The sequence below is a fragment of the Mycetohabitans sp. B8 genome (assembly GCF_021991875.1).
GTDB lineage: Bacteria > Pseudomonadota > Gammaproteobacteria > Burkholderiales > Burkholderiaceae > Mycetohabitans.
Genome location: NZ_JAHLKR010000001.1, coordinates 163,876 through 187,098 on the forward strand (window position 1 = coordinate 163,876; position 23,223 = coordinate 187,098).

The following is a 23,223-nucleotide window of genomic DNA, read 5'->3' on the forward strand; positions in this document are numbered from 1 at the left end:
ATCAGCGTTCATCGACCGGCCTCGTGCCGCGACCATTTTAAGCCGCTGCCTGGACGGCCAATCCGCGCGGCCGCCGTTTCGCCCTCCCCCGTGGCGCCATGACGCACGGACTCGCCATACCGTTTGCTGCGCTCCGGCGCGTCATGCACGCTCCTCAATGTCATATAAGCCCGTACAATATCTATCATGAACTTCCTGACTCAACGCCTTGCGGTGCGGCTTGCATCGCTCGCCTTGTTCGCCGTGCTGTGCGCGACCGTCACTTACTGGGTCGTCACGCTCGGCTCCCGCGACACCGCGCCGCTTCCGGCCGCCGCGCCGGGCCGCCTGCCGGTCACCATCGACGCAGCTCAGACCCTGTTCGGTTCACACGCCGGCGACACGCGCGCGGCCGACATCCACCTATCCGGCATCCTCGCGCTGGCCGACGGCGCGGCCGCCATCGTGTCGTACGGCACCGATCCAGCCCGCGCGATATCGCTGAACAGCCCGATCGCGCGGGGTGTGAAGCTCATCGCCGTGCGACAGCGCTCGATCGTTGTCGAACGCAATGGCAGACGCTCGGAAATCTTTCTGCCGCCCAACGCACCAGGCCAACCAACGATCTACGTGCGCTGAACCGCAGGCGCTGAATCACGGGCGCGGCGACCACCGCCGCGACGCTCAGCCCACCATGTTGTTCAACTCGATGATCGGCAGCATCACCGCCAGCACGATCACCAACACCACCCCGCCCATCGCGAGGATCAACAGCGGTTCCAGCAAGCTGGTCAGGAACATCGTGCGCCGCTCCAGTTCCAGCGCCTCGCCTTCCGATGCGCGGTCGAGCATCGACGTCACGTCACCCGTCGCCTCGCCGGAGCGAATCAAATGCACCAGCACCGGCGGAAAGGTGCGCGTATTACCCAACGCGCGTGACAGCGAGGTTCCCTCGCGCACGCGCACGATCGCCTGGTCTACCAGCGAGCGCATGGCACGGTTGTTCAATGTTTCCCCGGCGGCCTGAAGCGCGCGCAGGATTGGCACGCCGGCAGCGGTCAGGATTCCGAGCGTTGACGCGAAGCGCACCGTGTTGTAGCCGCGTACCAGCTTGCCGGCGAGCGGCGCGCCGAGCAGCCAGCGATCGAACGCCAGGCGCGGCCCGCTTTGCTGCAGGATGCGACGCACGAGCCAGACCGTGACCCCTACGGTCAACAGGATCGCCCACCAGCCGTGCCGCACGAACGAGGACAGCGACATCATCATCACCGTTAGCCATGGCAATTGCTGTTTCGTGCTTGCGAACACGCTGACCACTTGCGGCACCACGTAGCTGAGCAGGAACGTCACAATGACGAACGCCACCAGCGTGACAATGGCAGGGTACGTGAAGGCGAGTTGGATCTTCGAGCGCAGCGCGTTGCGCTGCTCGATATAGTCGGCCAGCCGGGACAGCACGAGCCCGAGCTTGCCGGTATGCTCACCGGCCGACACCAGTGCACGATAGATATCCGGGAAATCGCGCGGATGCTGCGCCAGCGCGCCGGCCAGAGACTGACCGCCGAGCACTTCGGCACGGATGGCGGCAATTAACTCGCGGATGTACTCGCGCTCGGCTTGGTCCGTTAGCACACCGAGCGCTTCGTCCAACGGCAGCCCGGCGATCAACAGGCTGGCCAGCTGCCGCGTAAACAGTGCCTGCTCGCGCTGCGACAGCTTGCGACCGAATACCAGCCGCTGGCTGCGCTCGCCGCTGCCAGCGGCCTCGACCAGTAGCGGCGTCAACCTTTGCGTGCGCAACTGGGCACGCGCGGCGCGCGCGCTGTCGGCCTCGACTACGCCGCGTTGCGACTTGCCTGTGGCGTCGATCGCCTCGAATCGGAAAGCGGGCATAGGCAGTCCGTATTATTCGCCGCCGGTCACGCGCAGCACTTCCTCGAGCGAGGTCACGCCGGTGTCGAGCCAGCGCTGCGCATCCTCGCGCAATGTACGCATGCCGCTCGCGCGTGCGCGCTGGAGCAGTTCGGCATCCGATGCATTGCGGTGAATCAACGTGCGGATCGCGTCATCAATCACCAACAATTCATAGACGCCACGGCGGCCGGTATAACCCGAGTGGCCACATTTGTCGCAACCGACCGGATGCCACTGCACGCGGCCATCCTCGACGCTCTGTCGCTTGCATACCGGACACAACTGGCGCACCAAACGTTGCGCAAGCACGCCCAGCAGGCTCGACGCGAGCAGATAGGGCTCCACACCCATGTCGGTGAGCCGCGTCACCGCGGATGCTGCATCGTTGGTGTGCAACGTGGCCAGCACCAGGTGCCCGGTCAGCGACGCCTGCACCGCAATCTGCGCCGTCTCCAGATCCCGGATTTCACCAATCATGATGATGTCCGGGTCCTGCCGCAAGATGGAGCGCAGCGCGCGGGCAAAATTCATCCCGATGCGATCGTTGACCTGCGTCTGCCCAATGCCGGACAAATCGTACTCAATCGGATCCTCGACCGTCATGATGTTCGACGTCTCGGTCTCCAGCCGCGACAGCGCCGCGTACAACGTCGTGGTCTTGCCCGAACCGGTCGGACCGGTCACCAGCACGATGCCGTGCGGGCGTCCAATCAGCTTGTCAAACTGCGCAAGCGTATCGGGGCCCATTCCCAGCCGCTCCAAGTTCAATCGCTGCGCGTCCTTTTCGAGCAGCCGCAGCACCGCGCGTTCGCCATGACCGGTGGGCAACGTCGATACCCGGACATCGACCGGACGCCCGCCGACGCGCAACGTGATGCGTCCGTCCTGCGGTAGGCGCTTTTCGGCGATGTCCAGTTGCGCCATGATCTTGATGCGCGAGATCAGCGCACCATGCAGCGCCTTTTTGGGCCGCACCACGTCGCGCAACGTGCCGTCCACGCGAAAGCGCACGACTGACGTGTTCTCAAACGGCTCGATGTGGATATCCGACGCGCCTTCGCGGGCAGCCTGCGTGAGCAGCGCATTGATCATCCGAATAATCGGCGCATCGTCCTCGGACTCGAGCAGATCCTCGACCTCTGGAATGTCCTGCATCAACCTGGACAAGTCGACTTCGCCCTCGACCTCGCCGACCACTTGCGCGGCGCTGCCGTCCTGCCGCGCGTACGCGCTGTTGATCGCCTGCGTCAACTCGTCTGACGGCAAGCGGGTCAGCGTCAGCGCACCGAAGTTGCGTGCCACCTCGGCCAGCGCCGCGGCACTAGTGCGCTCGCTGATCCACACATCCAGTCCACTGGCGTGCTGGTGCGCGATCAGGATCTGGCCGCTGCGCGCGAACGCGTAAGGCAGCAGCCGCGCGGCCAACGGCGACGGCGGCTCGCGGTCAGCAACAGTTTCGTTCGAAGCAGTCACGGTACGCATCGACAGACCCGTCTGTACAGAAAGGGCAGGCGTCACGGATGCTGTCCGGGCGCCACCATGGAATCGGCCGGCGACGCTGGCACAGGCGACGCGCCCACAGGTGCAGCGGCATTGCCAACAGACACGCCAGGTGCGTTGGACACCTCGGCTGCCTCGGACACCCCGGGTGCATCAGACACATCGGGTGCGGCGCCAACAGACGGCGGCGCGCTCGCCGCCGCAGCGCCGTTGCCGCGTGCATCAGCTCCATTGCCATGGTACGACCCGCCTCGACTATATGTCGAGCGCAGGTCGAACACGTTGTTCGCCGCAGGCCCGCCGCCCTCGCTCGGCCCTAGCGGCGCGGGCGGCAGCAACGGCGTTTCGCGGTCCTTGACAATCCGGTTATCCGATTGGTATGCAGCCTGCTCGGCACGCAAATACTCGTAGCGGTCCAGCGCCAGCTGGCTACTGGTGGCCTGGTCGCGCACGATCACCGGACGCAGGAACACCATCAGGTTCGATTTCGTGCGCGTCTTCGATTCGCTGCGGAACAGACTGCCGAGCACCGGGATATTGCCCAGCCATGGCACCTTCGAATTGCCGTTCGCGTAGTTGTCCTGGATCAAGCCACCGAGCACGATGATCTCGCCGTCGTCCGCAAGCACGGTGGACTGGATCGAGCGCTTGGTGATCGACACACCACCAGGGTTGGACTGCGTGCCTTGTTGCACAGCGGAATCCTCCTGGTAGATTTGCAGCTTGAGTACGCCGCCCTCGCTGATCTGCGGCTTGATATGCAGCGTGATCCCCACGTCCTGGCGATCGAACGTGTTGAACGCGGAGACCGAGGTCGTCGTATTGGCGGTCGGCGTCGCGTACGAACCGGTCACCACCGGCACGTTTTGGCCGACCACGATCCGCGCTTCTTCATTGTCCAGCGTGATCAGGTTAGGCGTGGACAGGATGTTGGTATCGCTGCTCGTGGCCAGCGCCTGCAACAGGCCGCCCAGGCCGAAGATCTTGCCAAAGCGGTGTAACAAGCCGATGTTCAGGCCGTTGTTGAGCAGGTTGTTCGGGCCAATCTGTGCAGCCGCGGTGGCCGGGTCCTGCGCGACGATGGCACCGGTGGCGCTCAAGCCGACGATGCCCTGGCTGCCGTTTGCATTGAAGTTCGAGCCGCCATACAACCCATTGTTGCCGTTGTTCGACAGTAGCGCGCCCTGCCATTGGATACCGAGGTTGGCACCAGAGGTCGCGTTCATGTCCACGATCACCGCTTCGATGTAGACCTGCGCCCGGCGCTGGTCAAGCTGATCGATCACATTGCGGATGTTCCGGTACAACGGCTCTGGCGCGGTGATGATGAGCGAATTAGTGGCCGGGTCGGCCTGCACGATGCCGCCCTGCGCATTGTCGTCGTTGCTACTTTCCTTGTTGCCGAAGCGCTGGTCCCTTGACTGTCCGGAGCCGAATCCGCCGGCGCCGCCACTGCCCGACAACGGGTTACTGCTCATGGCACTGGACCTGGACGAGCCCGACGGCAGCGGTGGCAGCCCAGAGACGCCGGTGGAGCTGCCAAGACCGCCGCCGAACGAATCAGATTTGCCGCCGCTGTCTTGCAATTCCGAGCCCGTTGCCCCGCGACTGCCCTGTCCAAGCATGCCGCGCAGCGTCTTAGCCATGCGTACCGCTTCGGCGTTGCGCAGCGGCACCACGTGGATATTGCCCGGTTGCATCGTCGGCGCGTCCAGCGTCGCAATCAACGATTTCGCCGCCGCCAGCCTTGACGGGCTCACCGCGCGCAGCAGCACTGAATTGGTCCGTGGATCAGCGTTCACGCTCACTCGCAGCGTTGCATCGGTGCCGCCGATAGCACCCGGGTCGAGCAGCTTGCCCAGTTGTTGCGCGACATCGATTGCGCTGGCGTTCTTCAACGGCACAATCTGCACCTGTGCCCCGGCCGACATGTCCACGCCTCGGATGATCTGACCGATACGGCGCACGTTGTCCGCGTAATCGGTCACTACCAGCGTATTGTTCGACGGATAGGCGGCAATTTGGTTATTTGGCGAGATCAATGGCCGCAGCACCGGCAGCAGGTTGTTCGCTGACTCATTGCGCAACTGGAACACCTGTGTGACCACTTGGTCGCCGCGGGCCGGCGTCGTGTTGCCGATATAAGTCGGCACGCCTTGCAGCTTCGCATCGGCCTCCGGCACGACCTTCAGCACACCGTGGTCCTGCACCAGGGCGAAACCCTGCATCCGCAACGCGGACTGCAACGTCTTGAGTGCCTGATCCTGCGGCACCGGCTGCTCGGAAACGAGATTCAGTTGCCCCTTGACGCGGGGGTCGACAATGATCGTCTTGTTGGTCGCCGCGCCGATTGCCTTGGCGACCTGATCAATCTCGGCATCGACAAAATTCAAGGTGACCTGCGCACGAGCGGGCGACGCCCCGAGCACGGCGGCGATCAGACCCGCGACCAGCAGCGAACGCGCCATGCGCCGCGCAGGAAAACGATTCTGTGTCATTGGATAGTGATGTTTGGCGCCGGCCGGGCAGTGCTCAGGCCGATCAATTATGCAAGCAGCTTGGGGTGACACCGCAAAAGATGCCGTGCGCGGTGCCAAAACTGCAACATTAACAGCTTTTTATGTTTGAACTATCACAAGAGCGATCATTCATTGAATTCGGACAAAAAACTATCCTTAAGCGATCCTTACTGTACACGCATGCGTCACAATGGCAAAAATGCCGGCGGCAGACTATTGTGCCTGCCGCTTCTGTGGGCAAACGCCTAGTTCTGCTGCCTATCGTGCCAGATGATGGGCCACGCGCGGCGCAACTCGGCGGCGCACCGCGCAGTGACGCGTGCCGGCGCGAAGCCATGCTTCAAACCAGGCATCCCGATGCGCTACCATGAGCGACGAAGTGGCACGAAGGTGCGCGTGCTGGCCCGTACCGCGCCGGGGTCGCCGCACATTGTACACGCTGGGTGCCGCCTTGAAACTGCTCCTGTCCGAAACGATGAACCTGAGATCCGTCACCTCGATCGCCTTTGCCGCCAGCGTGCTCGCGCTGACGTCGCCGCGCGCGCATGCGGACTGCTTCGACAACGCGGCTGCCTATCATCACGTGAATCCACTGATCCTGCGCGCGATCGCGTGGCAGGAGTCGCACAACCGGCCTGATGCCCTGCATAAGAACGCGAACGGCTCGATCGACTATGGCCTGATGCAGATCAACTCGATCCACCTGCCCAAGCTCGCGTCGTATGGCATCTCGCACCAGACGCTCATGGAACCATGCAAGGCCGTCTATATCGCCGCCTGGCACTTGCGGCGCCAAATGGACAAGTACGGCAATACCTGGCAGGCGGTCGGCTCTTACCATTCCGAAACACCGGCGCTGCGCGACAAGTACGCCAAGCAGATTATGGCGATCCTGAACAAGTGGAACCTACTCGCGCAGCGCTGAGTTGAGCAGCGCGAGCGGCGGCGGCAGGCGTAGAATACGGCGATGACTTGCGCCCCCTCCCTGTTACCGTGCTCTGTGGTTTTCTTGGCGCCGGCAAGACTACACTGCTCAATCATATCCTCGCGAACCGCACCGGCTTACGCGTGGCCGTCATCGTCAACGATGTCGCATCAGTCAATATCGATGCGCAACGGGTACGCGGCGAGCGCACCAGGCTGGCTCGCGTCGCTGCACCACGATGATCCCGGCGAGGCCGACGCATTCGGCATCAGCAATGGGGTGTATCGGTCGCGCCGGCCGTTTCATCCGCAACGGTTCTGGGACCTGCTGCACGACGAGACTGCCTGGCGCGGCGTGCTGCGCGGCAAGGGTTTTTTCTGGCTTGCTCCCCGCAACGACCTTGCCGGCACGCTGTCTCAGGCCGGCACGGACCGGCCGGGGCATGGTGGGCTGCCCAGCCGCGCGACACGTGGCCGCGAGACGACGCGTTCCTGTCGGAGTTGGAAGCGGACTGGCATGGGGATTGGAGTGACCCGACGATCGGTGATCGTCGCCAGGAACTCGTGCTGATCGGCGCGCATCTAGATCGCGATGCGTGGCAAGCACGGCTCGACGCGTGCGTGCTAACCGATGCGCAATGGCAAGCAAGACAACAGGGCACCGATCCGTCGGCATGGCAAGAATTCGCCGACCCGTTTCCGCAATGGAGCGAAACGTTTGATCACGTCAGCGATGTCGATGATCCGCCCGGGAACACACCCGGGTTGCCGGCGTTCGCCAGCCAGTCAATGTGAACCACGGTGCCGCGCGCCACGCCCGGCGTGCTCGCTGGGCGTGGCGCGGGGAAAGTGCACCCGCTCGCGAGCGGCGGGCGGCACGCCTGCCAGCGTAGCGGTTAACGCTTGTTGACGGCGTCCTTGAACGCCTTGCCGGCCGTGAACTTAACTGTCTTTGCAGCGGGAATCTTGATCGTCTCACCGGTCTTCGGGTTACGGCCGGTGCGCGCCGCGCGCTTGCCCGAGCCAAAGCTGCCGAAGCCGATCAACTGGACGCTGTCGCCCTTAGACACGGCCTTCTTAATGACTTCGAGCAGCGTGTCGAGCGTCTCGCCGGTTTGCGCCTTGCTGGCGCCGGTCTGCGCGGCGACCGCGTCGATCAGTTCCTGTTTGTTCATACGTATCCTTTTAAAGTTGGTTGATTACGAACGCCACAAACGCGCCGATTATACGTGCGCGCGCCATGGCGTCGAGCCCCGCGATCTTGCTGCAAGCGTTCCCCGCACCCCCTGCGGCGATGGGACATCAGCGTTGCTGCCTCCCGGCCCAGACTGACATACTCCCACGTGCGTGGACGGCACTTGATATGATAACCACGGCAAACCCTTTGTTGACAAGGGTTCTGCAGAATTTACCTGCTCTTTCACGCGCTGTGTGCAGTTTGTGCCGAAAAGGAATGCGATGTTCGCTCCCATCCCGATAAAAACCTGGCCAGCGTTGGTTTTTGCCAACGTTCGAGCTCGATGACGGGTCCACTCATTGCCGCGCAGTTGGCGTTGCGCGAGGACGGCACCCCTTATTCACCGCTGTTCGATGACATCTACCATAGCGCGATGGGAGGCATCGGCCAGGCGCTGCACGTGTTCGTCGCAGGAAACCGGCTGCCCGCCAATTGGCGACACAAGGCGGTGTTTTCGATCGTGGAGACCGGCTTCGGTGTCGGCTTGAACTTCCTCGTCACATGGTCGCAGTGGCGCGGCGACCCCTCGCGATGCGATCGGCTGCATTTCGTTTCCGTCGAAAAACATCCGTTCAACCACGACGATCTTGACACGCTCCTTACGCGCCTGCTCGATTCGCATGATGAACTTGCAGGCCTTGCGCGCAAGCTGGTGCGCGCCTGGCCCATGCTCACGCCCGGCATTCATCGGCTGGCGTTCGATGACGGACGCGTCACATTGACACTGGCACTGGGTGATGCAGCGCAAATGCTGCCCAAGCTGGCCGTGCGCGCCGATGCGTTCTATCTCGACGGCTTCTCGCCGGCCAAGAACGACGCGCTATGGTCGCCCGCGATCTTCAAGGCGCTGGCCAGGATGGCCGAAGTAGGCGCCACATTCGCCACTTATACGTCGGCCGGCAAGGTCAAGGCTGCGCTCACCGGCGCCGGTTTCGTGCACCGTAAGGCGCGGGGCTACGGCACCAAGCGCGACATGCTGGTCGGCGAATTCGCACCGGCCTACCGGGTCCGACGACATGAACCGCCGCCGCGCGCTGCCTGGACGCACCGCCATGCGATCGTGGTCGGTGCGGGGCTGGCCGGCTGCGCGGTAGCCGAGCGGCTGGCTGCGCGCGGCTGGGCGATCACGCTACTGGAACAACGCGATGCGCCGGCAAGTGAAGCTTCAGGTAACCCGGCGGGCGTGTTCCATCCGATGATCGCGCGCGCAACGACACCCGCCACGCGGCTCTCGAGCGCGGGCTTCCTGTATGCGCTGCGGGCCTGGCAGGCATTGGCCGACGCCGGCCATGTGCTGCACTGGCACGCCGGCGGGCTGCTGCAACTCGCGCAAGACGACGTCGACGCCGCGGCATTGCGCGACGCCATCGCCGCAGCCGGACTGCCGGCTGGATTCGCCGTCGCGGTGGACCGCGATGTGGCCAGCGCCCACGCTGGCGTCACGCTCGAACGCGGTGGCGTCTGGTTCCCACGTGGCGGGTGGATCGCGCCGCCGTCACTGTGCCGCGCCCAATTGGCCTCGGCACACATCACACTCGCCGCGAACGGCCAAAGCCTGGCGTGGCGCACGCTGTTCGGCGTGCGTGTTGAACAACTCGTTCGTGACGCGGGACACTGGCATGCGCTCGATGCAGCAGGCGGGCGAATCGCCACGGCGCCCGTCGTGGTCATCGCCAACGCGCACGACGCGGTCCGTCTGGGCCATATGGCACACGCGCCGGTGCGCTCGGCTCGTGGGCAATTGACGATATTGCCACACGCCACGCCGGCTTCGCTTCGCGTACCTGTAATCGGCGATGGCTACGCCCTGGCATTGGATGGCGGCCGCCTGATGACCGGCGCGAGCTACGACATGGACGACGCCGGTTTGGACGAGCGGCGCGCGTCACATGACGAGAATCTCGCCCGCCTGCGCGCGCTAATACCGGGAATCGCGCCGTCAGTCGACTGGACCAGGATACAGGGGCGGGTGGGCCTACGCTGCGTGGTCAGTGACCGGCTGCCCATGGTCGGTCCGCTGGTGAACGAAGCGAATCCGATGGCGGCCGGCGCCTCCCAGTGCGGCGCACGGCTCCCGGACCTGCAACGACACCCAGGCCTGTACGGCGCATTCGCCTATGGTTCACGAGGACTCGTGTGGGCGGCGATAGGCGGCGAATTGCTCGCCAGCCAAATCAACGGCGAGCCTTGGCCACTGGAGCGGGACCTGGCCGATGCATTGGATCCGGCGCGTTACCTACTACGCGCACTGCGCGCCATGGCACAGCGCTAGAGCGACACGGTGGCACAGCGCGGTGGCCTAATGCTCGTTCGCCGGTTATCCACCTTGTGCTGTGGATAACTGCGTGAGTTAACAACGCACGGCATGTGGACCTATTCTGGGTAACTGCTGACCGTGATCTTGCGTCAAGAAAGTTGTTCGGCGAAAGCATCGCGCATCACACATTTTTTCCGGCGACTTCTCAGTATGGCAAGTGGATGTTTACAAGGCGTTAACTTAGGTTATCCACAGATAGAGCACCACCTTGTTAACTTCTACTACGTTTACATATACGGTAAACATTAAAACCAACACTCCAACGCCCGGTTATGCTGGGCTAGGCAAACGCACGCTATGTGAAAACCGTCAATTTCAACGACCACAACCCAATATTCCAGCGTAGATGACTGAACCAGACGCACACACCGGGGCACTCGAGAAACCCATCTCTGTCCACACGACACTTTGGCAACAGCCAGGTTCTCTTATGCGCCAACGTAACTCAATTCACTATTCGCTGCCTTTTGGGCGCTATAAGCAATTTGCCTTTGCATTCTTACAGCACCGTTTGCCAGCCCAGCTGTGGCAGGCATCCCCGGCATGCGCCAGGTATCGTTGTGCAGGGTTGGGCATCGACTGCACGATGATGGCCGATGTGCTCAAGCGACTGGAGAAGCGTGGTTTGATTACGCGAAAGCCGAGTGGACAAGACAGGCGTCAATGCATCGCGCGGCTGTCCGGGAACGAGCGCACTTGCGTCAAATGCCTCGAATCGCATCGCGCAAGGTATCTATCGGTCGAAATGACCTATCGCTCATGCCTCGCCAGTGAAGATCGCGCTGTTTTTACCGGCTCAGACTGGCTAATTTCATTTAGGGTCCGCAACGTTGCGTCGGGATAGCCGGGCTGTGGCAAAATCAGGCACTTTCTACTCTGCTCGTGTTTGCCCGGGCAGCCAATCCGGCTTGTCCGGCATCGTGCGGGACGCATAGCTATAACGATCCGTGGTGCAACGGCGGTCACGCCCGCCAGTCGAAGCAGTTGACACCGTGGCGGAATGTGCCCGAACGGCCATACCAGGCAGCACACTTTCTTCACGCCGCGGTGTTTCGATGCGGTGTCCGCACGGGATGGTATCGCCACGCGTGCCGCCTAGCGGCCACATGCGAACCGGCGACGATCGTAGATAATGAGCCAGCCTTAAGCGCCGGTGGTGCGCAACGACTGTCCCCTAGGCAAATACTTTGCAGAAACACTGGATACTTGACAGGAGAAGGCATCACGATGAAGTCGGCGTTTTCTTTTTTTCCGAGCTGGCCGCTGGTTCCCGACGCGGTTTTCTATGCCGGACTCGTTTTGCTGATTGCCGGATTGTGCGGTGAAGCCTGTTGGCGAGCGTTTCGCTTACCGCGCATTACCGGCTATGCGATCATCGGCCTGGTGGCTTCGGGCGCCGGTGCGCATGCGATTGATGCGACATTGGGTTTTTCGACCCGCTTGTTGATGGATGTGGCACTCGGTCTGTTGTTGTTTGAGCTCGGCAGCCGCGTCGACTTGCGCTGGTTGCGCAAGAATCCGTGGCTGATCGTATCGAGTCTGGCCGAGGGCGCGTTGACGTTCATCGCGGTGCTTGGCGCGTTGCTGTCCTTGAAGATGCCGGTCGTCGAGGCAACCGTGCTAGCGGCGATCGCAATCGCGACTTCGCCTGCGATGGTCATCCAGTTAAAGACCGAACTGCGTGCGCAGGGGCAGGTCACGCAGCGCTTGCTGACCCTTGCAGCACTGAACAGCATGTACGCTGTCGTATTAGTGAAGCTAGTGTCTGGCTGGCTGCACCAGGAATATTACGGCAACGCGTTCGCCACGATTGTGCAGCCGATCTACTTGATCGTCGGCTCGTCGGTGCTGGCCTACGGGCTCGCGCGCAGTTGTAATTTCCTGTACCGGCGCATCGGCTTGCAAGACGAGCATTCGTTTGTCGCGGTTTTCGGTCTCGTGCTGCTGGCGATCGCCATCGCGCATTTATTCAAGCTGTCGACGGTCTTGGCCTTGCTCGCGGCGGGGATCATCTTTAAGAACCTGGACGAGCGCCCACAGCTATGGCCCGAGCATTTCGGCAGCGCCGGCTGGCTGCTGACCGTGATCCTGTTTGTGTTGACGTTGCTCAGCTTCCAATGGTCGCAGATTGCGATGGGTGGGTTGGCCGCACTGGTGTTGATCGTCGCGCGCTTTGTCGCCAAGCTGGTAGGTGTGCTGGCATTTGCCAAGCCCAGCGGTATCGACCTGCGTCAAGGCACTGCGCTGGGCGTGTCACTTGCGCCGATGTCCGCGCTCGCGTACTTGCTGATGGATGACACCTATGCGTTGTATCCTGACTTCGACCCCGCGTTCCGAGCCGTGTTGATGTGCTCGATTGTCACGCTGCAACTGGCTGCGCCACTGCTCGTGTATTGGGGACTGGCGCGCGCGGGCGAACGGCGTCAGTGACGATCGGCGCAACCGCGACATGCGGCTGCGGCCAGGTATGGAACAAGCATAATTGAAGTATCCAAAGGCGTTGATCATGGCACTCGAACCCTTCATCAATTCGGAACCGTTCACGTTCGGCGTCGAGTTGGAGATCCAGGTCGTCAATACGCACGACTATGACCTGACCAAGGCCGCATCCGACCTGATGCGGCTGATCAAGGGCCAAAAGACACCGGGCGCGGTCACGCCCGAGATCACCGAAAGCATGATTGAACTGTCGACCGGCATTTGTCGCTCCCATGCACAGGCCCTGGACGAGCTTTGTGTGATCCGTGACATGCTGGTTTCCGCGGCCGACCAACTCAATGTCGGGCTATGCGGCGGCGGCACCCATGCCTTCCAGCAATGGAACGAGCGGCAGATTTTCGACATGCCGCGGTTCCAGTACTTATCGGAACTGTACGGCTATCTGGCCAAGCAATTCACCGTGTTCGGTCAGCACGTGCATGTCGGCTGCCCGGACGCGGACAGTGCATTGTTCCTCCTGCATTCGATGTCGCGGTACATTCCGCATTTCATTGCGTTATCAGCGTCGTCACCGTACGTGCAGGGTGTGGACACGGGATTTCATTCGGCGCGGCTAAATTCGGTATTTGCCTTTCCGCTCTCGGGCCGCGCGCCGTACGAACTGACCTGGGAAGGTTTCGAGACGTATTTCTCAAAAATGGTCAGCACCGGCGTAGTGAACAGTATGAAGGACTTCTACTGGGATATCCGGCCGAAGCCCGGCTACGGCACCATTGAGGTGCGCGTGATGGATACGCCGCTGTCAATTGACCGGGCTGCGGCGATTGCGTCGTACATCCAAGCGCTCGCGCGTTACTTGCTGCTCGACCGGCCGCTGACACTGTCCGAGGACGACTATCTCGTCTATACGTTCAACCGTTTCGAGGCATGCCGTTTTGGACTTTCCGGTGTGCTTGTCAATCCACAGACCCGTGAGCGGCGCACGATCGGTGAAGATATCCTGGCAACGCTTGCCGCACTAGAGCCGCATGCGCGCGCGCTGGGCTCGATCGACGCGCTGACCGACATTGAGCGAATCGCACGAAGCGGCGAGAATGATGCGACATGGCTGCGCAATGTCTTCAGCCAGGAACAGTCGCTGCCCGAAGTGGTGCGGCAGCAGACGCTGCGCTGGCGGGGCTGATACATCGCCGCGTTGTCGTTATTGCTGTGCTGGCAATTGTTTCGCAATCCCGTCCTTATGGCGCGTGGTGGCCGCGCCCGGATCAACTTACTGAATAACGAATAGCCCCACGGAACTCCGGCGATTTATCGTTGTCCGCCATTATATGTAGGCGTGCGGAAAGCTTGGTAAACGTTGGAAATGTATGCGCTCAATCCTGTAGTGAACTCGATTCGACATCCTCACCAGGACTATCAGAAATTTCGTATACAACGGTAATAATAGTTAACTAGAGCGTGCCAACAGCGTGAAAAACCGAAGAAAACACTAGTATATCAATGCGTTACGAAAATAATAACAATAGGAATTGCGGTGTTGCCACGGTGGATCGTGATGAACAGATGTGAGCTTGCCGCTACCGTTGGACACTTGTTCAGAATGGATGCATCGCAAACAACGCCGTTTTTTTGCTGGATTATCCACAGTTTATGTCTGATCGCGACATGACCTATTCTCCAGGCTCGCATAGAATGGACACGCCGACCCGGTAACGTGGCCACCGGAACATCGTGGTACGAACTTTCATTGTCGGCGTTTTGGCGCACGGCAGCGCGGCGCCGGTAGTGAACCGGACGGAGGGAGCGGCAGTGCATCGCTGCGGTCTCCCGTCTTTATACTTATCTTGGATGGATTGCAAAACACGACTATGAGCGAAGGGGTCTACGGCGATAGGGTAACCGGTCGAATTACCCATGGGTTGCTGCGGCTGAGTACGGCAATGCGCAGTCAGGCCTGGGGCTGGGCAGAAGGCGCGGGCCTGACGCCGACCCAGGGAGAAATCCTGGTGTTGCTGATGCAGCGCAAGGGACCGATGCGTTTGGGCGAGATCGCGCGTGAGACGGCATTGACACCGGCCACCACCAGCGATGCGGTCAGTACCCTGGAGAGCAAAGGCTTGGTCGAGAAACGCCGCGCGCTAGACGATGGGCGGGCGCTCGCGGTGCGCCTGAGCGCGCGCGGCAAGACGGCTGCCAAAAAAGCGTTGCAATGGCCCGACTTCATCGGGCATGCGCTCGGTGTGCTGCGCGCGGAGGAGCAATCGCACTTCTATCGCTCGTTGTTGAAGATGATTTGGCAGATGCAGGAGAAAGATCATATTCCGCGTCACCGGATGTGTGTGTCATGTACTCATTTTGTGCCGAGCAAGTCCCCGAAGAAGACACCCCACCGGTGCGAGTTGCTCGATCTGTCGATGAGTGACACAGATCTGCGGCTCGATTGTTCGGTCTTCGAAGAAGCCGACGTACCCACACAGAAGAGAACCTGGAAGATCTTCTCGCAAGCCGCCTAAGCACGGGCGTTGCAACGTCGTGGCGGCAGCGTCTGGCATCAGGCGTGGCGAGGGCCGGACGTGCAGCGCATTGCCGTCGGCGCGCGTCCGGTAGCAGCGTTCCCCCATACCATGCTCGTGTGCAGGGTGCCACTACCTGGAATCGTGCCGCGGTGAGCGTTTTTCTTTCACCGTTCCGGCTGCGCGACGTGATGCTCGCTCGCGAACCGGATCGTTTTATCTCGCCGATGTGCCGGTCTCGACGTCGCAGGGCTGGGCCACGGACGGGTACATGATCCATCTGGGCCAATGAGCGCTGCGCGGGGCCGGCATGCTGAGCCTCAAGGCGAGGGCAGTGAAACCGGTTGGCCGCATCACGCTGGCGGAACTCGGACTGTGGGACATGCGCGGCACGGCTCGTCGGTGCGATCCGCGATGCATTCGATGCGTGCCCGCGTTGAACAGCGTAATGGGGTGCGTGTACGATGCAAAGTTTCACAGTTGATTCTTCGGGAAGGACAATTCGATGAGTTCACGCAGGATCGCCGTGCGTCGCTCTGGAGTGCATGGAAAAGGCGTGTTCGCGACCCGCAGGATTGCGTCGGGCGAACAGTTGATCGAATACAAAGGAGAGCGCATTTCCTGGAAGGAAGCGCTGCGTCGCCATCCGCACGATCCCGAGCAGCCAAACCATACATTTTATTTCGCGCTGGATGACGGCACAGTGATCGATGGCAAGGTCGAGGGCAACAGTGCGCGCTGGATCAATCATTCGTGTGCGCCGAACTGCGAAGCGCAAGAGATCGACGGGCGCGTATTCATCCATGCGATTCGCGCGATCGAGCCGGATGAGGAGTTATTCTACGACTACGGGCTGGTCATCGACGCACGACTGACTAAGAAGCTGAAGAAGGAATATGAATGCCGGTGTGGCGCGAAAAAGTGCCGTGGCACGATGCTCGCATCATCGTCGCCGGTGTCCAGCGGCGGCAGAAAACCGCGTGCTACTAGCGAGAAGCCGCTTGCCACCAGCGGCGGCGCGAAGCTGCGTAACGGCAGCCGCCAGCACCGCAATTCGGCCTCAGCGAAGAAAAAGCGTTGAGCGCGGCCCGGGCCCGCCGCGGGCCCGGGTGGCATTCATAGGCCACACTGGAGCTCAGTGGGCCGGCGTCGGTGGCGCGTCATCGTGTCCAGGCTTGTGCAACGAGGGCAGCGGCAGACGTACGATGAATCGCGATCCGCCGCCTGGCGCATCTTCATAGTGTACCGAGCCGCCGTGCAGCGCGATGATGTCCCGTATGATGGCCAGCCCCAGGCCCGCGCCCGTCGGTCCTTCGCTGCCGGTCTGCGCGTCGCCGCGGAAAAAGCGCTTGAATAGGTCGGCATGCAGCGCCTTCGGCACACCGGGGCCGTTATCTTCGACAACCACTTCCGCCCAGCGGCGCAGGTCGGCGGGCGGCCGGGCTCCGGGGAAGCGAGCGGCTGGTTCAACGGCCGCGCTCGCGCGATCGTCGGCCAATCCGGCATCGTGGAGCGGGGCGTCGACACGGCCGACCGTGACCGTGACGATGCCGCCGCCGCTGGGCCGCGCCGGTGGGACATATTTGAGCGCGTTATCGATCAAGTTGCCGATGACCTCGCGCAGCAGCACTGGATTGCCCCGCACGATCAGTGGTTTGCCGTCCGGTGGTGGATTGTAGTGAAAGCCCAGATCCAGCTGCGCGGCCAGCGCACGGGGCACCCATTCCGCGCCCGTGTCGAACGCGAGTTCGGTCAGATCGATGTCGACGAATCGCGCGTTTTGCTCCTCCGGTTCTGCACGGGCCAACGATAACAATTGGTTAGATAGGCGCACTGCGCGGTCCGCCGAGGTGCGCAGCTCGTGTAGCGCAAGCCGCAACGTCGTGTTGTCCTTGGCCACGCTGGCCTGTTCGGCATGCAGCTTGACAGCGGTCAACGGCGTGCGCAATTGGTGCGCGGCATCGGCAATGAATTTGCGCTGTGCGTCCAGCGCTGCTTTCAACCGATCGAGTAACGCGTTTAGCGCACTGGTCAACGGGCGGATTTCCAGTGGCACGTGCGTTTCATCCACGGGCTCCAGCGATCGGTGCGTCTGGCGGTTTAGCGAGTCAGCCAGGTCGGTAAGCGGATTCAACTGCTGATTGACTACGCGCCATACGATTACCCAGCCGGCGAACAGCAAAATCAGCAGCGGCATCATGATCGCGACGAGGAATTCAGCGGCGATCTGGTAGCCGTGTGTGACATGCTGGCCCACCTCGATGATGATTGCATCGCTGTTCACCTGTTCGACCCGTACCTGGGCCACCCGTACCACGCTGTCGCCGTAGTGGGCATCGAACACGTACGCGTAGTGCATATGGCGCACCCGCGTGCCGTGCAGCGGCAAAGCCGGGTCACCGGCGATTAGCTGGTTGCCGCGGCTCACACGGTAGATCAACTGCTGCGCCGGATCAGAAAACATTGCATGCGTGAGCGGCGGCACGGTCCGCGGCGCGTCCGGCCCGGACAACTCGACCTGCCGTCCAATTGCGCTGGCCAGATCGACCATCGAACGGTCCACGACCCGCTCCGTGTATTCCCACGCGAGCCAGTACGCAATGAGTCCGCTCATCAATGCCAGCATCGACAACGGCGCCGCCAGCTTGCGCAGCAGCGAGCGACGCAGACTCTTCGCGTTGGTCATGAATTCTGGTGGATTTCCTGAAGCAGGTAGCCGAAGCCGCGCACGGTCACAATTTCAACGCGGCAATGCTCGAGCTTCTTGCGTACGCGGTGCACATAGACTTCGATCGCCGTGTCGCCGAGGTCGCCGCCAAAGTGCGTTAGGTGGTCCTGCAACTGCGCCTTGCTGACCACGCGTCCGTGGCGCAACAGCAGCATCTCGAGCACCGCGAACTCGCGCGGCGACAACTCGAGCGGCTTGTCGTCGTTGAAGATGCGCCGATCGACGCCGGATAGCCGCAGTCCGCCAAGGCTCACCTCCGGGCGCGGCATGTCGCCATGCGACCCGCTGCGGCGCATGACCGCGCGGATCCGGGCTTCGAGTTCGGCTGGCTCAAACGGTTTGATCATGTAGTCGTCGGCGCCGCTGTTCAAGCCCTGCACGCGATCGTTCAATTCGTCGCGGGCGGTTAGCACGATGACCGGCGTATGGCGATTCGTCTGCCTGAATCGCGCTAGCAACGTCATGCCGTCGATGCCCGGCAAACCCAGGTCGAGGATCACGAGTTCATGCCGGTTTTGCGTCAAGGCCTGTTCCGCGAAAATGCCATCGTGGACCATGTCCACCGTGAAGCCTGCCTGCTCTAGGCTGCTTTGAATACCCCGTGCGATGGGGCGGTCATCTTCAATCAGGAGGAGTCGCATGGAAGTCGCTCAAGTACAATAGGTTGGACCGCCTGCTGGGGCGATAAGGCCCCGCGTTTTGCACAAGGGCCCGTGATGTCCAATATCTCGATTTACGAGCTGGAAGCTGCAATCAACTACTGGCGTGCTCGTTCGCCGTCCACCGGTGATGAATTGCGCCTGGGCAACGAGGCGAGCGCGCTATCGAAACCTTATGCGCTTTTGATTGTAACGCGTCAGCACGCCATTCCGGAGGACGCGCTAGACCCCGTGGCGCGCGATGCGTGGCAGGCTTACATACGGTTGAACGGGCGCTGACATTCGTGAAAGGCAGCGCCCGCGTGAGCTTTCAACCCTATGACGCGCCGGCGATCAAATCGATGAAGCAGGCCAACTCGACGTCGCGCGTGGTGAGGCCGCCTGCCTCGTGCGTGGCCAGCGTGATTTCGACCCGATTGTAGACATTGGACCATTCCGGGTGATGGTTCATTTCCTGTGCCTTAATCGCCACACGGGTCATGAAGCCGAACGCCGCGTTGAAGTCGGCGAACTGCAACTGGCGCCGAATCGCGTCACGGCCCTCGACCGGCTGCCATGCGGGCAATGTCGAGCCGAGCTTTGAGCGCTCGTTGGTGCTGAGTTTTTGGATCATGTCGTCACTTGTTCCTGCAGCAGATCAACATAGGCATGCGGCACGAGGTCGGTGTCGGATACACCCAACTTGCCGAAGATATCGAGTGCTTCCGCCTCGCCATCTGCCTCCTCGTCATCCTGCGCGAGCACGACTTCGAGCTCGATGAAATCCCCCAGTCCGTCGACGCGATCCAGGTGAATCCGGGTGCGGCCGGCCAGATAGACGGTGCGCTCCTTCGTGACGATGCCGCGCGTGCCCAGTGCCGCGGCCAGTAGCGCATGCGTGGCGTGCGGATTCGCGACCGGACAGCGCTGGTAGAACGACACCTTTGGGCCATCGCGGTCATCGCGCTGGTAGAAGATCAACTCGGCTGGCGTGCCATCCTCGAACTGCCGTAGTTTCAGCCTGCCACGCGGCACATCGTAGAAGTGATCCTGCTGGCGGTACACTAGCGGGGCATCACCGTTGGCGAGCGCCGCCGCGCGCTCGCGTAACGCGTCGATGTTCGGAATTCGGGCTTTGATCTCGATATTGCGTGCCATTGATCTCTCCACGACGATAGGGGCGGTAAATGACCGAACGGCGTCTGCCGCGCGGCTGCTCATGCAGCTTAGCGTATCATCGTATCTTGTGCCCATTGTTGTTCGACCAGTCGCAGCACGGCAGCAATCGCTGGCTCATGGCGGCGCCGGCGAGTACGGCTACATCATTGTAGGGGCGGGCACGCCAAGCTGCGTGCGGGTGAGCCGGCTCTCGGCAGATCCGGGCATCCGGGCATCCGGATGAGGGCGGAGCAGACAATCCAGACATGAAATGTATTCAAGCGAAGACAAGGTTTCAGAAGAGTCGCTGGCGATTGCCATACGAATTCATGATTTGCTGAACCGACACGGTGTAGGCAAACGTCAGCACGCGGCGGAGATTCAGCGCATCCTCGGGCTGAGTTATTCGCAGGCTCATCGGAAAATGAAGGGCGCCAATCCGTGGACTATTACGCAGGTCAAGGCTGTAGCGCAAGCGTATGGCGAATCTGCCGCGATGCTGCTCGATGGTCTGGACTCGAGCGAGCCGGTTGGCGCACTGACCGCGAAGATGCAAAAAGCGGTGTTTTATGTTGGCGAGGCCGTCTATCGTTGCCTAGCCGATATTGGGGAGAGGGCGCATGATGTGTCGGGGCTGGAGTTCGTTGCGCTCAAGGACAGCAATCGATGGGAGGTGTTTCCGGTCGAAGCGGCGCCCCGGGGCGAGTATTTCGTGGTGGACCAGATTCTGATACGCTCGCGTGGCGCGCCCGAGGTGAACCCGGTCATTGCGATACTCGACGACGATCCGTTATTGACCGCGGAGATGTGCTCGTATTTCCATTCCCGTGGCTATATTGCGCGGCCGTACAACACGGAGGCCACGTTCCGCGCGGCGCTTGGCGAAAATGTGTTCGACGGATTCATTGTTGACTGGCTACTGGAGAGCAGCACGGCCGAACAGATTATCCAGTCGATCCGTCAGTCGCATCACGGCGACGCGCCCATTTTGCTGCTCACGGGCAAGCTCGTGACAGGCGAGGCGAACGAGGATGAGGTGGCGCGCGTGATCCAGCAATACGACGTGAAACCCTTTGAAAAGCCTGCGCGCATGAACTGGTTAGCGGTGGAGTTGGCGCGGCGGCTCAAGACGGGATTGTCTAGCTAGTCCCGTGGGATGCGATGCAGATAAATGACGTCCTGCTGCACGGGTATCAGGTTCTAGCCGCTATCAACGACAAAATCGGGGCCGTCCACCGCTGATGACCGGCGGGTCGTGGCCACGCGCTTTTGCTGACGCGCGATATCGTCGCCTCGCCTACGTTGGCCTGCTATCAGCCGGAAGCAATCATGACGGGTGCCGCCTATCGGGCGCAGCAAGCGTTCTGTGCCGCAGCGGGGAAGATCGGCACGACGATTTTTCATCCCGTGAGGACCTGCAAGAGGGGCGAATCAGTCACCCTCATCACGGGTATCCTCCTTATCGTCTGCGTGCTTTTATTCAGGCGTGGCGTGGTGGAGGGGATCGTCGCCAAGGTGAAGCCGTTGCGTGTGTGAGGCGGATAGAATGGGATTCTGTATATTATATGGAGCCCGAATAATAGGGCAGGGCATTCAGCGGCGCCGTGGCAATGGGGGCTGTAAGCATCGCGCGGTGTCTGCGTGACTGCATCGTGCGTGGCGGCTGCAATAGCGGTGTAGCGCATCGCGGCGATGCAATAGGAAGGCGCTAATTGTGAGTGTCATGCACCACTAGGGTAAATGCTAGTTGTTGCAGGGCGGGCGATTGTTTAATCTCAAACCGTTCGACGCACCCAATTTACAAGTGGAGAACGAGGAGACAAGTGGCGCAAAGCGCCCAAAAACGAAAGCGCTGTTGGAGAAGTGTCCAACAGCGCTTTTTATTTGTGGTGTCGATTAATATTTATCAAACAATTGCGTTGTCGTCGATCGTATGCCAGCCACGATTCACGTGGCCGTGTCACGCGGTGTGACTGTTGCGTGTGCTGGGCACGGCCACCATCACGATGACTGTTGCGATCATAATCAGGCTGCGCCACCCTGCGCCGGCGGCCACACCCGTCGTCACGGTCGCGCTCACCGCAGGCGCGTCGTTACACTCGCTATGCAAAATTATATGACCGGTCGGGAATAGCAAGCCTGACATGAGCCAATTCGATTGTCCGATGCGCGACAGCCACGTACGGGCAAGATCGGTGTACGTCCGATCATTGCGTATGATGCGGTAGTGATGCAGCGGGCGTATGGAGAATCACGAAATGGAGGAGAGCGTGATATCTGTCCGGCTTAAAGACGAAAGGCGCGCGCCGATTCGCCGTCTTTTTTGCGTCATCGATGGATGATGCAATGCGCGCTCAACATGGCCATTCGCCTGCTGAGTGTCAAGGAAACTACGCGTGGTTTTCCGGAATAATATGAGTGGGTTCAATAAATAGACGGCCCCGATCATCGGCGGGCTGGTCAGTTACCCGCTTGCCGTAGCTTGTTGGTTACTGATTGGGCGGCTCGAATCCTATTCGTCGTTCTGGGCGATGCGCACATTAAGGTGGGCGCGGGGCAGATCGACCCGGTCATCGGGCCGAACGGCGCGGGCAAGTCCATGTTGCTGAACGCTATCATGAGTTTGTTGCGCGGGCCACGCCCAGAGCTCGGTCCGCTATCTGGCGAACACGTCAGCAGCATTGAGGTGGAGCACCGTGCTGCATGTGGCATGTGTCTGGTGCCGGAAAGCGCGAGTTGTGTGCGTCGATGACGGTCGGGAATAACCGGTTACTTGTTCCCTATCGACGCAAGCGTGCCGGAGCGCGCCACTAACTGGATCAGATGAAGTTGTTTTTAGCTTGTTCCCCCGGCTCAAGGAGAGGTGCAAGCAGGCCGCGGGCACGCTGTCCGGCGGTGAGCAACCAACGTTGGCAGTGGGCCACGCGTTGATGGTCAAGCCCGATCTGCTGATGCTCGACGAGCCGGGCCTGGGATGGGCGCCGCTGACCACGAAGGAAATCCTGCATGTCATCGGGGACTTGCGCAGCACCAGCGTGGCGACGTTATGGATTGAGCAGCACGCGCGCGCCGCGTTGCAGACGTTTAATTATGGCTATGTGATCGAGACTGGTGACTGGATGCTAGCAGGCCCCGTGGCATTGCTTACGGCGAATCCGAACGTGATCGACACCTTACCAAGAAGGCTGCGGCGTAGCGTTTCATCACGGCCGACCTCGCGGCTAGTGTCGGCGCGGCGATGATCCCGCAGTTGTTTCACGTGAAACACGACGCTTTTTTCACACGTAGGTCGTGCAGTCAATTCACCTATGTGGCTGAGCCGCTATAATTCACTGATTCCCTTATCTCTTTTGCAGG

The 23,223-nt window shown here is 61.3% G+C and carries 19 protein-coding genes and 2 pseudogenes; 13 read left to right on the plus strand and 8 right to left on the minus strand.

Annotated features, from left to right (window positions below; all coding sequences use genetic code 11):
* Positions 1-186: 186 nt before the first annotated feature.
* Positions 187-618: a general secretion pathway protein GspC gene (locus KQH60_RS00700; RefSeq protein WP_237574623.1), complete on the plus strand. Its 432-nt coding sequence runs from the start codon at positions 187-189 to the stop codon at positions 616-618.
* A 45-nt stretch (positions 619-663) separates the two neighbouring features.
* On the opposite strand, the gene gspF is transcribed toward KQH60_RS00700, so the two are convergent.
* Genes gspF through gspD form a run of 3 tightly spaced genes read right to left on the minus strand, consistent with a single transcriptional unit; the run spans position 664 to position 5,891 of the window.
* Positions 664-1,872 (minus strand): type II secretion system inner membrane protein GspF, encoded by a 1,209-nt coding sequence (gene gspF, locus KQH60_RS00705; RefSeq protein ID WP_237574624.1) that lies wholly within the window; start codon positions 1,870-1,872, stop codon positions 664-666.
* Positions 1,873-1,884: 12 nt separating this feature from the next.
* Positions 1,885-3,375, minus strand: coding sequence for a type II secretion system ATPase GspE (gene gspE, locus KQH60_RS00710; protein ID WP_237574626.1), 1,491 nt, complete (start codon positions 3,373-3,375; stop codon positions 1,885-1,887).
* Between the two features lie 32 nt (positions 3,376-3,407).
* Positions 3,408-5,891, minus strand: a complete 2,484-nt coding sequence (gene gspD, locus KQH60_RS00715; RefSeq protein WP_237574627.1) for a type II secretion system secretin GspD — start codon at positions 5,889-5,891, stop codon at positions 3,408-3,410.
* 496 nt (positions 5,892-6,387) lie between these two features.
* On the opposite strand from gspD, the gene KQH60_RS00720 reads away from it, so the two are divergent.
* Positions 6,388-6,837, plus strand: a complete 450-nt coding sequence (locus KQH60_RS00720; protein ID WP_237574628.1) for a lytic transglycosylase domain-containing protein — start codon at positions 6,388-6,390, stop codon at positions 6,835-6,837.
* Between the two features lie 47 nt (positions 6,838-6,884).
* A pseudogene (locus tag KQH60_RS00725) lies at positions 6,885-7,631 on the plus strand (GTP-binding protein).
* Positions 7,632-7,732: 101 nt separating this feature from the next.
* Here KQH60_RS00725 and KQH60_RS00730 read toward each other — a convergent pair.
* The gene (locus KQH60_RS00730) at positions 7,733-8,011 is read right to left on the minus strand and encodes an HU family DNA-binding protein (RefSeq protein ID WP_004195781.1); all 279 of its coding nucleotides are present in this window, start codon (positions 8,009-8,011) and stop codon (positions 7,733-7,735) included.
* A gap of 345 nt (positions 8,012-8,356) precedes the next feature.
* Between KQH60_RS00730 and mnmC the strand changes: the two genes are divergently transcribed.
* From mnmC to KQH60_RS00755, 6 genes are all read left to right on the plus strand, one after another.
* Positions 8,357-10,345: a bifunctional tRNA (5-methylaminomethyl-2-thiouridine)(34)-methyltransferase MnmD/FAD-dependent 5-carboxymethylaminomethyl-2-thiouridine(34) oxidoreductase MnmC gene (gene mnmC / locus KQH60_RS00735; protein ID WP_237574629.1), complete on the plus strand. Its 1,989-nt coding sequence runs from the start codon at positions 8,357-8,359 to the stop codon at positions 10,343-10,345.
* A 475-nt stretch (positions 10,346-10,820) separates the two neighbouring features.
* Positions 10,821-11,234, plus strand: a complete 414-nt coding sequence (locus KQH60_RS14950; RefSeq protein ID WP_368669305.1) for a MarR family transcriptional regulator — start codon at positions 10,821-10,823, stop codon at positions 11,232-11,234.
* Positions 11,235-11,617: 383 nt separating this feature from the next.
* A complete protein-coding gene (locus tag KQH60_RS00740; protein WP_237574630.1) occupies positions 11,618-12,820 on the plus strand; it encodes a cation:proton antiporter in 1,203 nt (400 codons plus the stop codon).
* 76 nt (positions 12,821-12,896) lie between these two features.
* A complete protein-coding gene (locus KQH60_RS00745; RefSeq protein ID WP_237574631.1) occupies positions 12,897-14,012 on the plus strand; it encodes a YbdK family carboxylate-amine ligase in 1,116 nt (371 codons plus the stop codon).
* 685 nt (positions 14,013-14,697) lie between these two features.
* A complete protein-coding gene (locus tag KQH60_RS00750) occupies positions 14,698-15,342 on the plus strand; it encodes a MarR family winged helix-turn-helix transcriptional regulator (RefSeq protein WP_237574686.1) in 645 nt (214 codons plus the stop codon).
* 505 nt (positions 15,343-15,847) lie between these two features.
* A complete protein-coding gene (locus tag KQH60_RS00755; RefSeq protein ID WP_237574632.1) occupies positions 15,848-16,423 on the plus strand; it encodes an SET domain-containing protein in 576 nt (191 codons plus the stop codon).
* A gap of 54 nt (positions 16,424-16,477) precedes the next feature.
* Here the strand turns inward: KQH60_RS00755 and KQH60_RS00760 are convergent, their stop codons facing one another.
* Both KQH60_RS00760 and KQH60_RS00765 read right to left on the minus strand, forming a co-directional pair.
* Positions 16,478-18,028: a sensor histidine kinase gene (locus tag KQH60_RS00760; protein WP_237574633.1), complete on the minus strand. Its 1,551-nt coding sequence runs from the start codon at positions 18,026-18,028 to the stop codon at positions 16,478-16,480.
* Positions 18,025-18,711, minus strand: a complete 687-nt coding sequence (locus KQH60_RS00765) for a response regulator transcription factor (RefSeq protein WP_237574634.1) — start codon at positions 18,709-18,711, stop codon at positions 18,025-18,027. Before KQH60_RS00765 ends, KQH60_RS00760 begins: the two co-directional genes overlap by 4 nt.
* Positions 18,712-18,786: 75 nt before the next feature.
* On the opposite strand from KQH60_RS00765, the gene KQH60_RS00770 reads away from it, so the two are divergent.
* Positions 18,787-19,008, plus strand: coding sequence for a DUF3717 domain-containing protein (locus KQH60_RS00770; RefSeq protein WP_237574636.1), 222 nt, complete (start codon positions 18,787-18,789; stop codon positions 19,006-19,008).
* 37 nt (positions 19,009-19,045) lie between these two features.
* Here the strand turns inward: KQH60_RS00770 and KQH60_RS00775 are convergent, their stop codons facing one another.
* Both KQH60_RS00775 and KQH60_RS00780 read right to left on the minus strand, forming a co-directional pair.
* The gene (locus tag KQH60_RS00775; RefSeq protein ID WP_237574637.1) at positions 19,046-19,342 is read right to left on the minus strand and encodes a 4a-hydroxytetrahydrobiopterin dehydratase; all 297 of its coding nucleotides are present in this window, start codon (positions 19,340-19,342) and stop codon (positions 19,046-19,048) included.
* Positions 19,339-19,866: a class IV adenylate cyclase gene (locus tag KQH60_RS00780; protein ID WP_237574638.1), complete on the minus strand. Its 528-nt coding sequence runs from the start codon at positions 19,864-19,866 to the stop codon at positions 19,339-19,341. The genes KQH60_RS00775 and KQH60_RS00780 overlap by 4 nt, the downstream gene beginning before the upstream one ends.
* A gap of 271 nt (positions 19,867-20,137) precedes the next feature.
* On the opposite strand from KQH60_RS00780, the gene KQH60_RS00785 reads away from it, so the two are divergent.
* The 3 genes and pseudogenes from KQH60_RS00785 to KQH60_RS00795 all read left to right on the plus strand — a co-directional run bounded on the left by KQH60_RS00785 (position 20,138) and on the right by KQH60_RS00795 (position 23,108).
* Positions 20,138-21,013 carry a helix-turn-helix domain-containing protein gene (locus tag KQH60_RS00785; protein WP_237574640.1) on the plus strand — a complete coding sequence of 292 codons (876 nt, stop codon included), beginning with the start codon at positions 20,138-20,140 and terminating at the stop codon, positions 21,011-21,013.
* Positions 21,014-21,135: 122 nt separating this feature from the next.
* Complete coding sequence (locus KQH60_RS00790) at positions 21,136-21,402, plus strand: hypothetical protein (protein WP_237574641.1); 267 nt, start codon at positions 21,136-21,138, stop codon at positions 21,400-21,402.
* A gap of 973 nt (positions 21,403-22,375) precedes the next feature.
* A pseudogene (locus tag KQH60_RS00795) lies at positions 22,376-23,108 on the plus strand (ATP-binding cassette domain-containing protein).
* The last annotated feature ends 115 nt before the right edge of the window (positions 23,109-23,223 follow it).